General features: G+C 67.7%; 9 protein-coding genes. 4 read left to right on the forward strand and 5 right to left on the reverse strand.

The window, feature by feature from the left end:
- Window positions 1–12: 12 nt before the first annotated feature.
- Both ACIQCH_RS02735 and ACIQCH_RS02740 read right to left on the reverse strand, forming a co-directional pair.
- Window positions 13–1185, reverse strand: coding sequence for a methyltransferase (locus ACIQCH_RS02735; protein WP_402577644.1), 1173 nt, complete (start codon window positions 1183–1185; stop codon window positions 13–15).
- Window positions 1186–1249: 64 nt separating this feature from the next.
- Window positions 1250–1603, reverse strand: a complete 354-nt coding sequence (locus ACIQCH_RS02740) for a tetratricopeptide repeat protein (protein WP_402577185.1) — start codon at window positions 1601–1603, stop codon at window positions 1250–1252.
- Between the two features lie 143 nt (window positions 1604–1746).
- Here ACIQCH_RS02740 and ACIQCH_RS02745 point away from each other — a divergent pair, with 143 nt between their 5' ends.
- From ACIQCH_RS02745 to ACIQCH_RS02755, 3 genes are all read left to right on the forward strand, one after another.
- Window positions 1747–2712, forward strand: a complete 966-nt coding sequence (locus tag ACIQCH_RS02745; RefSeq protein WP_402577187.1) for a pirin family protein — start codon at window positions 1747–1749, stop codon at window positions 2710–2712.
- A gap of 559 nt (window positions 2713–3271) precedes the next feature.
- A complete protein-coding gene (locus ACIQCH_RS02750) occupies window positions 3272–4117 on the forward strand; it encodes a hypothetical protein (RefSeq protein ID WP_402577189.1) in 846 nt (281 codons plus the stop codon).
- A 339-nt stretch (window positions 4118–4456) separates the two neighbouring features.
- Window positions 4457–5347: a DUF5655 domain-containing protein gene (locus ACIQCH_RS02755; RefSeq protein WP_402577191.1), complete on the forward strand. Its 891-nt coding sequence runs from the start codon at window positions 4457–4459 to the stop codon at window positions 5345–5347.
- A 410-nt stretch (window positions 5348–5757) separates the two neighbouring features.
- Here the strand turns inward: ACIQCH_RS02755 and ACIQCH_RS02760 are convergent, their stop codons facing one another.
- From ACIQCH_RS02760 to ACIQCH_RS02770, 3 genes are read right to left on the reverse strand one after another with little or no spacing between them, the layout of a single operon-like run.
- Window positions 5758–8523, reverse strand: a complete 2766-nt coding sequence (locus tag ACIQCH_RS02760) for an RNaseH domain-containing protein (protein ID WP_402577193.1) — start codon at window positions 8521–8523, stop codon at window positions 5758–5760.
- A gap of 5 nt (window positions 8524–8528) precedes the next feature.
- Window positions 8529–11885, reverse strand: coding sequence for a hypothetical protein (locus ACIQCH_RS02765; protein WP_402577195.1), 3357 nt, complete (start codon window positions 11883–11885; stop codon window positions 8529–8531).
- Window positions 11882–13102, reverse strand: coding sequence for a hypothetical protein (locus ACIQCH_RS02770; protein WP_402577646.1), 1221 nt, complete (start codon window positions 13100–13102; stop codon window positions 11882–11884). The genes ACIQCH_RS02765 and ACIQCH_RS02770 overlap by 4 nt, the downstream gene beginning before the upstream one ends.
- Window positions 13103–13135: 33 nt before the next feature.
- On the opposite strand from ACIQCH_RS02770, the gene ACIQCH_RS02775 reads away from it, so the two are divergent.
- On the forward strand, window positions 13136–13555 hold the full coding sequence (locus ACIQCH_RS02775; RefSeq protein ID WP_402577197.1) for a GNAT family N-acetyltransferase: 420 nt from the start codon (window positions 13136–13138) through the stop codon (window positions 13553–13555).
- Window positions 13556–13576 lie beyond the last annotated feature (21 nt).

The following is a 13576-nucleotide window of genomic DNA, read 5'->3' on the forward strand; positions in this document are numbered from 1 at the left end:
CCGTCGGACCTGCTAGCGGTCCTTGACCGCCCGCAGCACCACGAACTTCGGGTCGCTCGCGACCAGTTCGCAGTTCCCGAAGAGCCGCCGCAGCTTCAGGTGGTAGCCCAGGTGCCGGTTGCCGATCACCCACAGCTCCCCGCCCTTGCGCAGGGCGCGCCGCGACTGGCTGAACATCCGCCAGGCCGTCGCGTCGGTGGTGGCCTGGTGGGAGTGGAAGGGCGGGTTGTTCAGCACCGCGTCCACCGTGCCCGGCGCCACGTCCGCGAGCCCGTCGCCCACCACGAACTGGGCGAGACCCGGACGGCGGGAGGCGTTCGCACGGTACGTCGCCTCGGCGGACGCGACCGCCTGGTACGACTCGTCCGTGAAGATCACGTCCACCTCGGGGCTGTGCTTGGCCAGCGCCGTGCCGACCACGCCGTTCCCGCAGCCCAGGTCCGCGATCAGGCCGGGGCCGCGCCACGGCGGCAGGTGGGCGAGCAGGAAGCGGGTGCCGATGTCGAGCCGGTCGGCGCAGAACACCCCGCCGTGGTTGGTCACCGTCAGGCCCTCGGCGGGCCCGGCGCCGGCCTCGGGACCGAGGGTGTAGGTGAGCGGCCACGGGTTGGCCGGCTCCTCCTCCTGGAGTTCCGGGGCGGTGAAGATCAGCCGCGCCTTGCGCTCGGCGAGCGAGGTGCGGGTGGGGCCCAGGATCGTCTCGAACAGCTTGAGCGTCGAGGTGTGGATGTCCTTGACCATGCCCGTGCCGACCACGACGGAGCCCGCGTGCAGGCTCGGGGCCAGCCGACACAGCTGGTCCTCGAGCAGGGCGAGGCTCTTGGGCACCCGCACGACCAGGACGTCGATCCGCTCGGGCGGGGCGTCCTGGGTGCTGAGCAGCCGTACCGCGTCCGGGGCGACCCCGGCGCGGTCGAGGTTGGCGCGGGTGGCGCGCTGGGTCAGGTACGAGTCGGTGATCTGCGTGAGGGTGCCGGCCCGGCCCGCCAGGGCCGTCACCAGGGCGCCCCAGCGGTCGCCGAGCACGGTCACGGCGCGGCCCGCCACGTCGACCGGCCCCACCTCCCCGGTGCCCTCGTCGAGGTGCCGGAGCAGGTACTCGTCCGCGGCGTCCCAGGCGCGCAGCCGGTCGCGGGGGTCCTCGGGGAAGCGGGTGAGCCGGTACGTGCCCCAGGGGGCGGTCAAACGGTCTTCAGCGGTGCCAGTCATCGTGTGCCCAGGCTATCCGAGGCCGGGCGTGCTCGACGCGTCACTCCTCGCCGAAGTCGCCCGCCATCGCCGCGGCGATCCGCAGGTACGGCGCGGCCTCCGCGACCCGCCCCCGCCGCTCCAGCGTCCGCCCGAGCAGCAGCTGGGCGTAGTCCTCCACCGGCCAGCGCTCCAGGATCTCCCGCAGCTCGGTCTCCGCCCGGCCCAGCTGGGCCGAGTGGTAGTAGGCGCGGGCCAGCAGCAGCCGCGGTGCCAGCTGCTCGGGAACCTCCGCGGCCAGCCCCGACAGCACGCGCGCGGCGTTCGCGTACTCCTTGGCCTCGAAGAACAGCTGGGCCCGCGTCCAGCGCTCCGCCGCCGTCCCGTGCTCGTAGTACGCCATGGCCCCGGTCATCGCCGCTCAGCCGTCCTTCCGTCGTTCGTTCCGTTCCGCCCCTGCAACACGACCAGAAGCTTGAACATTCCACTAAAAGTGGCGCCGGTCGCGAGTGCGGTACTCGCCCCGGGTCCGCCCCCCGCGGGTTTAGGTTGTGGGACATGAGCAATCTCGATCGCCAGGCCAGCCTCTCGGTCTGCGGCGGCCGCGGCTTCGTCGTCGCGGAGCCCGTACGCGAACTCCTCACGCCGCGTCACGTCAAGCTCGGCGAGTCCACCGAGGTCCGCCGACTGCTCCCGAACCTGGGGCGCCGCATGGTGGGTGCCTGGTGCTTCGTCGACCACTACGGGCCCGACGACATCGCCGACGAGCCCGGCATGCAGGTGCCCCCGCACCCCCACATGGGCCTGCAGACGGTCAGCTGGCTCCACGAGGGCGAGGTGCTGCACCGCGACAGCGTCGGCAGCCTGCAGACCGTGCGCCCCCGCGAGCTCGGCCTGATGACCTCGGGCCGCGCGATCAGCCACTCGGAGGAGAGCCCGAAGTCCCACGCCCGCTTCCTGCACGGCGCGCAGCTGTGGGTGGCGCTGCCGGACGCCCACCGGCACGTCGAGCCGCACTTCCAGCACCACGCCGAGCTGCCCCGCGTCACGGCAGCCGGCCTCGACGCCACGGTGATCCTGGGTTCCCTCGACGGCGCCGCCTCGCCTGGTACGACGTACACCCCGATCGTCGGGGCCGACCTCAGCCTCACCGCGGGCGCCGACCTGCGGTTGCCGCTGGACCCCGACTTCGAGTACGCGGTCCTCGCGATGTCCGGCGAGGCGCACGTCGACGGCGTCCCGGTGCAGTCCGGCTCGATGCTCTACCTCGGCTGCGGCCGCACCGACCTCCCGTTGCGCGCGTCCGCGGACGCGTCGGTGATGCTCCTGGGCGGCGAGCCCTTCGAGGAGGAGATCGTCATGTTCTGGAACTGGATTGGCCGGTCCCACGAGGATATCGCACAGGCCCGCGAGGACTGGCTGAGTGGGACCAGATTCGGCGAGGTGAAGGGGTATGACGGCCCTCCACTTCCGGCTCCTGACCTGCCCCCTACCCACCTCAAACCACGCGGCCGAGCGCGCTGACCTGCGATAACTGGAGGCAGGCGGTCCTTCAGGGCATGGGTCGCGTGCCTTCCGATTGTTGAAGCCTCCGCGCTTTCGATCACGGCCCGCGCTGGCCCTTCGAGGGTGCGGGGCCTTCCCCTTCCATGGGCGTCCGTGGGTGGGTGTGTGTCTACGAATGCTGACCCAATGCTGACTTTTCTGACGCTGCATCAGGTGAGGCTTCGGGCAGGTGCAGACGTCGAATCGACTCCGTCGGCGATCGGCGCTTGCCTGGAAGTTGTTCCCGGCTACGTGCCGGTCGGGTTGCCCCCTGCGCTCCGCAAGGGCCGGACTGAGAATCTGATCGCCTGGGTGCTACCGCTTGTAGGAAGCCGACAACCCCTGCAGCGGTCGTCGCAGCGGCGTCCTGCAGCCTCGGCGAGGTGGGCTTCCCCGGCCGCCTCCTGTCTACTCGCCGCCGTCTTCTGTCCGATTCTGGACGTGGTACTGGTATCCGCCAGCACCTCCGAGCACTGGGCCGCCGCGCAGCAGGCCGCCGCCGACCCGCTCGGTCCCGACCAGTTGAGGAAGGGCACCGATGTACTCGCCCAAGGATGATGAGACCCAAGGCCGCATGGAGCATGCCCTGGCCCGTGCCACCGAGCACTTCGGCACCGCCACGACCGGACGGGTCTCCTGGGGCTGGCTCGGCCGCACCATCGGCTCCCGCACGACCGATGACCAGTGGCTGCGCGTCCACTGCGGGGATATCGCCAAGGCGTCAGCCGCGATGACCGAGGGCATCGTGATCGCCGAGGAACGAATCTCCAATGTGGTGTCCCGCCCGCACTTGCACGGGCTGCACCGCTGGGAGGCCAACCCGTACGTCTTCGAGGGGGAGCTGATCGACTACATCCCGCAGCCGGTGATCTCGCCAGAAACGCCCGATCTCGCCGAGGACCCGCACCTGCCCGATGCCTGGTGGGCAACGCTGCGGGAGAGCCTGGACGCCCTCAGCGACGCCGAGCCGCCTCGGACCACGATCCGGCAGGAATGGGCCGACAGGGTGTTCCCCCAGTTCCTCGGCATCCCCGCGCCCGCCCTGACCGAACGCGTCACCGGCCACGGCGACATGCAGTGGGCGAACCTCACCGGTCACCCGATCGTGCTGCTGGACTGGGAGCGCTGGGGCGCCGTCCCCGTTGGCTACGACCCCGCCATGCTGTATGTCAACAGCCTGCGTGTCCCTGCCGTCGCCGAGCGGGTGCGCAAGGAGTTCGCTGAGATTCTGGAGAGGCCCGTCGGCCGCATCGGGGAACTCGTTGCCCTCGCCGAAATGCTCCAAGCTGTAGGCTGCGGTTGGTACCAGGAACTTGCCCCGCATCTGCGCGAGCGTGCCCGGGAACTCACGGGCGTGGAACCTCCCGAGTCGGCCACCGCCTGATCTCGGGCCTGCCCGCGTAGTCGCTCCCGCCGCCTAAACTCCGCCACGGCCTGCTTCGGCATGAGGCGCGCAGGCTCCAGCCAACGGTCTTCCGGATCGGCGTAGGGCCCCATGACCTTCGCGCAGAAGAAACAGTGCCATCAGCGTGCCGCCCCGGCTCTCCAGGTCCCGCTGCCGCTCGCGGCGCACGCGTTCGAGCCGACACGGCGCCCATCCGCACTCCGCGTCCGGCATTTCCTCTGCCGGCTTCGGCCGCGCCCATTCCGTTCCACTGCGAGACCTTCCTGGAAACAATCTTGCTTCGTCCGCTGTTGCAGTGTGCGGAGTCAAGGAGGGGAGGTGTCGGGCCTGAAGCTGTTCAACACGAGAAGCGGCGTGACGGAGGTCGCGCCGCAGCTGGCTGAGGTCGAGGCGGATGTGCAGGACCTCGTCGAGGCGCACATGGAGACGATGCTGGGGGTCCGGTTCCTGGCGAGCGAGTACAGCACTGGCCCGGTGCACGGCGGGCGGATCGACTCGCTGGGCATCGACGAGAACGGTGCCCCGGTGATCGTGGAGTACAAGCGCGGGACCGACGCGGGCGTGATCAACCAGGGCCTGTTCTATATGGCCTGGCTGATGGACCACCGCGATGCCTTCCGGTACCTGGTGCGCGACCGACTCGGCGCCGATATGGCGTCGCGGGTGCTTTGGAGTGCGCCGAGGCTGATCTGCGTGGCTGGCGACTTCACCCGCTACGACGTGCACGCGGTGCGCGAGCACCGGCACTCCATCGACCTGGTCCGTTATCGCTTCTTCGGCGAGGACCACTTCGGTCTGGAGACCCTGGCCTCGGTCGCCGGCCGCACGGCCGCGCCGAAGGCAGGTCGACGTCGGGGCACGGCCAAGGCACAGCGCACTGCGACGGCCGACGGGGCCATGGCGGAGCTGGCCGAAGCGGTCGACGAGGCCCTGCTCGGGCTCGGCGAGGACATTACCAAGGTCGAGAACAAGACCTACACGGCCTACCAGCGGCTGCGGAACTACGCCTGCCTGTGCCCGCCGCAAAAGGCCAAGGTGCTGGTCTACCTCAAGGCCGACCCGGCGACCGTGGACCTTGTCCCCGGCTTCGCACGGGACGTGACGAGCCTCGGCCACCACGGCACTGGCGACCTGGAGCTCCAGCTCCAGTCCGAGCGGGATCTGGAGCGGGCGGCTGACTACTTCCGCCTCAGCTACGCCGCGACATGACTGGCCTGCGCCCGGCGCTTGGGCGCCGTCGCGATGCGTGGACGGTCTCGGTATGAGGTCGGCTGGGCTCGTGGTGTTGCCTCTCGACGGGACAGTCAGGGAGTGGCGGTGGATCGCCAATGATCCAGCGGATGCCCGGTTTGGCTATCCGCGCATCCGCTCCTACGCTCCGCGCCGCCGGGAGCGCGGCAAGGACACTCAGTGCTGACGGTGGACCATGTCCGTGGGTCCGTCACAGAGCAGGCGGAGACGCGCACGGCGTGATGCCCGGCATCCCCGCGAGGTCGACCCCGATGCCTCGGCCGTGCTGTGCGGGGAAGGAACCTGTGGACGTGGTGCTCTCAGCAGCTGATCCTTCGGAGGAGGTCAGGCACAGCGCGGGAGTTGTTGAGCGTGCGTGACTATCCGGGTCAGCCGATGTATTCCTCCATGAGCTTGGCCAGGTGCAGTAGCAGCGGCAGGCGCGTGGGGGTGTCCGTGTGGAGGTGGCACCGGCGCAGGTTGTTCACGTACGCCGCCAGGTCGGCGGCGCGGTCCCGCGGTTGCCGGAACGAGACGTGGATGTCAAGGGAAGTGGGGTTGGCGCCGTGACGGGTGGCGTTCTGGTCCTCACCTGCGTACTTGGAGACGGTCTTGGGAAGCTGGTGGGTGTCGGACCGGGGGTTGATCGCCAGGAAGGTGTGATCGTTCCACGGGACGACGCCGGAGTACCTGCCCCACTCCTTGTATGGCAGGTCGGCTGCAGCGGGAGCGACTTCCGGGCACGGCTCGTGGTCGATGGCCTTGTCGAGTGGGGTGTCGTTGGCGAGGTCGTCGGGTTCGTCGTCGAGGTTGGCGCCGAAGGCCAGAGGGATCTCGTAGGGCTCCTCGTTGATGCGGACGATGCGCAGCCCTGGGAGATCCTTCGGGTGGCGACCTGCCGTCAGGTGCGGGTTGGAGCACTCTTCGCCGGGGAGCTGGAGGACGTCCGGGGTGATGTGGGGGTTCTGCAGCCAGGGCCACACCTCCTTGTTGCGTAGAGTCTGGGCGCGGGCGAGGAAGAGCCGCTCCGTGTGGCAGTCGAGCGCGAGTGCCTGGGTGATGAAGTCGGTGAGCTGGGCTCGGTCCCGTCGCCGCATCCGCCCTCGTCCGGACGTGAATGCTCGGGGAAGCTCCTCAAGGGGGATGGGCACTTCCTGTGGCTGGCTTGCTGACCCGACGAGTTGGGCGGTCGTGTTTCCGTCGGTGTCCATCCGCAGCACGAAGGGGATCATCCACTGGCCCGAGTAGGCGATGTGCACGGTGGCCAGCTCGAATCTTCCCCTGACGCCGAGGGGCGTGGGCAGGCGGGGCAGATGTCCGAGCGAGCGCAGCAGGTCCTTCACCGATGAGGCGGCGCGCTGCACGTCTTCGCAGCGGATGTCGCTGTCCTCGAAGGGCTTCAATCCCGCGCTCTTTGCATTGGGCTTCGGCGAGGCGGTGACCGGGTGCAGGCATTGCACGTGCCGGTTCAGCTGCGGCAGGTTGTCCTTCAGGAACCGTTTGGGGTCCTCTTCTCCGGCCATGGCGAAGTTGACGGGCTTGTCGATCTCCACGAGGCAGCCGATGACGCGATGGGCTTCGGGGAACTCCTTGCGCACGGCTTCGGCGCGCTGCTCCCGTACCTGCTTCCGGTGTGCCTTGCGGGCTTCTGTCTCTGCCTGTGCTGGCGGCCTGGGCAAGCCTGAGACGAGAGTTCCCGGGTTGCGTAGCAGCAGCGTGATCTTGGTGGGCCCAACGTAGTCGTGGACGCCGGGCTCTGCGGTGCGTTCACCGAGGTGCTTGTAGTTCAGGAGCCTGGTAAGCGCGAGGTGGACGGCTTGGTATGTCTTCGGGGCGCAATGCCAGAGTTCAATGTGGTATTCGGCGTCTTGTCGTGCGGGGGTGAGCCGGGGGGCCCGGCGTTGCGATGTCTTGTCGAGGGCGGGGAGGGGGTCGAAGCCGAGCTCCGCCAGTGGCTCTTTGAGGTGTTCGAAGAGGGTGAGGTGGTCGATGGGCTGGAGGCCGGTATCCGCGGGGTGGCCGTGCGTGTTGAATGCCGTTGGCTCGTCAGAGAGGTCGGTTCGGGTGATGTAGGTGTAGCCGTTGGCGTGCAGCAGCATGGCGATGGGGTCATCGGCGTCACGGTCGCTGCGGGTGATGCCGGCGGCGTGACGGGGGTCGACGCGGACCTCGTTGGGGTTGGGGTAGTGGCGGCTGGAGGGGAGCGAGGGCAGGATCCGGGCGATGCCTGGCTGCCAGTGCCACCGCATGTCCTCCTTCTTGCCGGTGACCGTTACGGGCGCGCGGAGCAGCATGGGACGTTCGATATCGCGCAGTGCGCCCTTGGCCAGGTAGAGCAAGATGGTCGCTGACGGTGGACCATCGCCCCGGCGGGGGATGTAGGCCGGCTGGGCACCACCGAACCGGGCGATGTGCGGTACGGCCCGGAGGATGAGTCGGTCGTCGTGGGGCATGGAGACCACGCGCAGCGCGGTCCGGTGGGTCCATAGCCCGTAGGCGCCGTCGTCGTTGAGTTCTCGGGGCGGCCAGCTGTAGATGCTGCGTTCGCCGCGGTCGGTCAGGGGGCCGAGGACTGAGAAGCCAGTGGCGGTGTGGCCGGGCAGCGCGAGCTTGTCGTCCACCCAGCAGCCAGCGACGTACGTGGCGAGCAGCGAGAATGTGCGGCTGTGTGGCATTGCTGTTCCGTTGGCGGCGCGGCCCCGGGCCAGCAGGTCGACCTCGCTCTGGGCCCAGTCCAGTGGCATGGCCTGCTTGACGAGGGTGGGCCAGTCGACGTCGTCCTGGTGTGGGGCGACGTGAGTGGTGATCCAGAACTCCAGAGCGAGTTGTAGCGGGAGTTCGTTGTGGGGCCGGTGTAGAGCGTGCAGCCAAGGCCCGTCTTCCAGGCGCCCTTCGACCGCGAGGATGGCGGGCTCCACCTGTTCCACCAACTCGCGCAGGGCGTAGGTCGGCAGATACGGCGAGCGTGCCTTTGGGTTGCTGTTCCAAGCGCGCTGAATGCGGGCCAACAGGGCCGGAGGGAAGGCCGCCGTATGTACGGTGACTGGAAGTTTGGCGCCGGGACGTGCCACGAACCCGGGCGTGATGATGTGGTCGTAGCGAGGCGGCGGCTTCCTCTTATCGGTCTCTGCTTCGGTGCTGTCGGCTTCGTTCATATGCGTCATCCCCAGTCAATGGTGTCGAGGAGGTGCCCCAGCAGTCCCCACACGGCGGTGAAGATCTGGTGGTTGAGGCGTGCGTCGGCATCGGCTGCCGGTCCCGGGTCGGCGAGCATCCGGTGCGTGAGTTCTCGGCAGGCGACCAGCACGCTGGTGCGTGCGGTGTCGGACGTCGTGTCGCGTGGATCGGCCGCGCGCGGGGCGAATGCCGCGTCAAGGAGGTAGACCTGGACGGGCACGTTGCCGCGCAGTCCTCGCCCCGTGGTCTGGTACAGGGTGGAGCCCTGGTCCGTGACGAAGGCATCGCGGAGGTAGTCGTCCTTCATGGAGCGGAAGTTGAGGGGGCGTCCCATCATCGTGGCCCAGGTGCTGCGGGCCCCGAAGGCGAGCTTCCTCATCTCGCGTGCCGCATCGGTGCCGGGATCGCCGCACCGGATGGGAGCCAACAACCGGTGCATCGCCTGGGAGTTGAGGACAGCGAGGGGGAAGGAGAGATCGGTCGGTGGTGGGTGAAGGCGCGCCAGGTAGAAGATGGCTTGGATCGCCGCGACTCCCTGCTTGTTGAGCATGTTGTGGCCGCGGCCGGCAGAGCCCTCAGCTGCCGCCATCACGTCGGCATCGGTGCTGGGAAAGGCAGAGATGCGCCGGTGGTTGAGGCCGTAGAGCCCAGGAGCCTGGCGGTCGGGTACGACATGCACGGCACGCACTGATGTGCGGGTGTTCATGTAGTGGGCACTGGTGGCTGCGTCCTCGGTGCTCAGCACCACGAACAGAGCCCTTCGGCGGTCAGGGTTGCACCCTTGAAGTACTTGCTCCAGCAGAGACTGGGCCGCCCCAGGGTCAGGGGTACAGACCGCATCGGTCATGGCCCGTACAGCGGCTTGGCGCGCGCTGCGCCCACCGGCCCCCGACACGAAGATGCCGCGTTCATGACCAGGGCGTCGGCGGGGACGGGTGTAGAACCGGCTTTCCCGGATCGCCGCGGCGCAATCGGCCGGCTCTCGCAGAATCAGGGTGGGAAGGATGTCGATGTGGTAGCGGGCAGACAGCGGGTTGTAGCTCGTTGCGGACGACAACAGCACATGCGGGCCTTCAATCCCTTCGCACGCGAGCATGTCGTGCAGGTGGTAAAGCAGCCACCGCCCTACCCCCCTCAGCCATAGCAGGTCCAGTGATCCTCCGACCTGTTTGAGGTCAGGCGTCCATTGGAGAGCCATCATGTTGCCCATCGGCTGCTCGGGGACAACCGCGAGCAGCTCCGGCTGGGGCTGGTGGGCCATCAGGTTGTTCGTGTCTTCCACGGACATGAGGGCCCGGAGGGATTCCTGCATGGTGGAGAGCTCGAACACGGTGGTCGTGACGCGTGCGCTCCAGCAGCCCGCGATCAGGAGTCGCGCGAACTCGGCCAGGCGGTCTCCGGGGTGGGGCATGCCCTCAGGGATGTGGTGCGTGAGCCAGTCCTGGGCTACGTCCTCCGCGTTCGCCTCAGTGTTGTAACCGGAGGTCATGGTGTCGATCAGTGACTTCAGATCGGGGAGAGGAGAGCCGAAGGGCTCTTGGACGAGCCGGGAGAAGTGAGCTTGGAAGTATTCCTCGGCTCGTTCCCACAGGTCTGAGTGCTGTTGCTCCTCGACTCGGCTGGTGATGCCGTGCAGAGCCCGGGCGAGCTGCATGAGCAGCGTGTGTCCGCTGAACGGGCCGTCGGTGGTCACCTCGGTCAACAGCTCTTTGCTCGCGTCTTGGCCCTCTTGTCCTTCAGCGGACGGCCCCATGAGCAAGGGCAGCAAGCCGGCCAGGGCCTGGGCGTGGTAAGTCGCGTACTGCTGATAGCGACGTCCCTGCCGGTAGGCCAGCGGCCGGTACGAGGTGTGGGCCAGCCCCTCGTGCCAGGCCACCGCAATTCGGCTGCTCCACCCCTCGGGTCTGGTCAGCGGCTCGTGGTGCATGAACTTCTTGTCGAACTGCGTCATCACCTGGTCGGCCTCGTCGGCCACGAGGAGGTCGAGTTCGTGCGCGGCGGGAATGATCCACTGTGTGTTGTACGAGGCGGGCTCCGCTTTACTGGCGAGAAGTGCGGCAGGGGTGGCCACCCACACCTGCGCTCTCGGGACACGCCGCACGGCTGCCTGCGCCGGACACACGGCGAGCAGAGGGCAATCGACCACCTGCGCGCGCTTGCCCGACGTGTCGACACGGAGCTTGTCCCGACAGGGGCGCTCGTTCAGGGCAAGAGGCTGGGCCACCGGGCCTGATGGCTCCAGAAGAGTTTCCAGCAGGCAAACGTCGGTTGTGAAGTCAGCCGCCTCGTCGTGTCCGTCAGGGAGCGGTGGCATCTGGCCGCTGTCAGGCACGTAGAGGAGATCGTCCCAGTATCGTGCGATGTGCATCTGACGGTTCGTGCGGCCGATCAGCGGAACGGCGTCGATGCCCAAGGCACGGAAGAACCTGACCTTGTCCAGGGCGTTCCCGACTGACGAGACCAGGTAGCCGACCTTGAGCCCACGATCGGTGCAGATCTTGACCAGAACATCGTTGAAGGTGGTCTTGCCCGAGTTCATCAGCCCGACGACTTGCGCGATCCCGTCGATGGTGAAGATGCCAAGGCCGTCAGTCAGGCGGCCCGCCTCGCGGTCTGTTCGAGAGAAGACCATCTTCTCCACGCGGCCTGTGAAGTTCTCCGTGCGGTATCGCTCGCTGCAGCTGAGCCGTTGGTCCATCTCCTTGGCCGCTTGACGGAAGTCATCCTCCGTGAGCTGCGGGAACGGACGTCTGATCCTGCGTGTCTTCGGTTCCAAACGAAGCTCAGGCGGAGCAGCGTCCAGCCAGTCGGGAATCCGGAGCCGAATCATGCTGCCGTCTGCCCGCTTGAACCGCACCCTCATCCCTGGGGATGCCGGCGCATGGGCCTTCTCCAGCCTGTAGGCCACGGGCGCCGACATCGCATCCTGGTATGCCTGTTCCCGCTCCGGCAGCTTGGAGCTCCCGCGCCGGCGAAACACGCTGCCGTGAACCACCCGCGTCCCGGCGTCCTGGTCGAGTTCGAACAACCGTAGATGAGCGGGCACCTTGCAGTAGTCGTTAAGGCGCAGCCTCCATTGCCCACCGCGCGCCGTTGGACCCATGCGGCGACGCACGTTGCGCACCACGGTCTCGGTGTCGGCACCCGTCAGGGCGTACCCGTCGAGGATCTTGCGCAGAAGGGTGGCCGGCTCGCCGGGCGCGTACTTTGACAGGAAGTACAGCCCGAGTTCGACGCGGAAGAACTCACGGACCGGCAGGAACTCAATGGCCTCAGCCACGCCTGACGACGACGCCTTGTTCTCCAGCCCTTCCAGCCAGCCCTCGGTCTCCCGCGTCACCGGGATTGCCGTCCGTCGCGAGCTAGCGCAGCGGCGACAAATGCTGCCTCGCTCATGATCTCAACGCCCTGGACGCGCCCTTGCAGCGATGTAGTGAGGTCGTCGACGTAGCCAGGTTGCTCGAAGCGGTGCTGCGCGATCACGAGGATCCGCCGCTTTGACGCGGCACGCGGGTTCCAGCGGAAGGACCGCCCCAGGAGGGTGGCGCTGGCGTGATCCTTGACGTCAGCAGCCCACCACTCGCCGACGCCCATCTTCCCGGTGTTCTCGAAGTCGATTGCCGCGTCCACCGCGTCCATGCCCCACCAGAGGTGGAGGCGCTCTCCGAAGGCTGGCTCTAGGGCCGCGAAGATGCGCTGCTCCGCGAGCCCGGGATCGTAGAAGAACCGTCGAACTGCGCGGTTTTGTGCAAAATATTCCGACATTGTCGCCACGGTGCGGATGACGGGCTTCCCCGCGCATCCTGGTGTGCCGCAGCTACAGGGATCGGTCAGCAGGTTTCCACAGCCGTCACAGAAGCTGAGTACGACGGCGCCGTTTGCCGGCAGGGCCCTGTAGCACTGCATGAACCAGCGCTTGACCCATGGTTGCCCGTTGGCGTCCTTGGCGGGGAAAGCCCGAATTAGCCCCAGCAGGTCGATGTCGGAAGCCACCGCGTACTTTGTCAGGAAGCCCCGGAGGTGAACGTAGTTGCCCTGGACATCTCGCTCGGTCTGCCCGTTCCGGTCCGCCACGGTGATCATGAGCTCGTAACACCGATTCTCGACCAGCTCCGCTTCGGGATCACTGGACAGGTGGAGCTGCGCGGCTTGTTCGGTGAAGGCGGACGGCCGGCCGTTCTCGATCAGGAGAAGCTCGAGATCGCTCTGTGCGATACGTAGCGCTAGGGGCCAACGCTTCAGAGGTACTCGGCACCAACGGAAGACGTCCGCATGTGACGTCAGCTCGCGACTGCCGTCCTCCAGCGCCCTCCACAGCAGGCGCTTCACGCCAGCAGTCCACGCTGCAGGGAGCCCCATGGGGTCCGCCGAGGGCTGAGGAGAGCTCCACAGCGCCTTCTGCTGGTTGACCTGGATCCCGGCGAGTCCAGCTGCCAACAGCTCGAGTGTCATGTAGTCGTCGGCCAGGTCCGGCGACACTTGCTGCAGGCGCGACAGCCGGGCCGGATCTCCCGGCAACGTTACATGGGTGACCACCGATATCCCCTCACTGATCACTAACAGCAACAGAAGATAGCAGAGAGTAGCCGCATGGCCCGAGTCAGGCGATACCGACTGGGTTACCACCGAGCTGCAGGGCTTGGAGATCCAGCGGAACACCACCGTGCCGAGCCCCTACGCCAGTGGCGACGTCGAGCGGTTCGTGCGCAACGCCAACACCGGGCAGCAGACCGCGCCGAGCATCGGCTACTGGATCGGCAAGGCAGTCCGCGGCCGCGGCATCGCCACCGAAGCGCCGTCACCAGAGTCTGCCGCTGGGGCTTTGAAGACCTCGGGCTGCCGGTCATCACCTGGTCGGCGAACGTCGGCAACGAAGCGTCCCGGGCGGTCGCGTCCAAGGCCGGATTCCAGATGGAAGGAACTCTGAGGCTCCGCTCCTTGTCTCAAGGCGCCCTGCGGGACTGCTGGGTGGGATCGCTGCTGCCGCACGAGCTGCGAGACATCCGCTGACCGACGGGCCTCGGGGAGAGT

Origin of the sequence: Streptomyces sp. NPDC093225, from assembly GCF_044753805.1 — a bacterium.
In the GTDB taxonomy this organism is placed as follows: domain Bacteria; phylum Actinomycetota; class Actinomycetes; order Streptomycetales; family Streptomycetaceae; genus Streptomyces.

Bases quoted from the DNA above. Each gene is read 5' to 3' on its own strand.
- ACIQCH_RS02740 (WP_402577185.1), bottom strand. From the start codon at position 1,603: ATGACCGGGGCCATGGCGTACTACGAGCACGGGACGGCGGCGGAGCGC.
- ACIQCH_RS02745 (WP_402577187.1), top strand. From the start codon at position 1,747: ATGAGCAATCTCGATCGCCAGGCCAGCCTCTCGGTCTGCGGCGGCCGC.
- ACIQCH_RS02750 (WP_402577189.1), top strand. From the start codon at position 3,272: ATGTACTCGCCCAAGGATGATGAGACCCAAGGCCGCATGGAGCATGCC.
- ACIQCH_RS02760 (WP_402577193.1), bottom strand. From the start codon at position 8,523: ATGAACGAAGCCGACAGCACCGAAGCAGAGACCGATAAGAGGAAGCCG.
- ACIQCH_RS02775 (WP_402577197.1), top strand. From the start codon at position 13,136: ATGGCCCGAGTCAGGCGATACCGACTGGGTTACCACCGAGCTGCAGGG.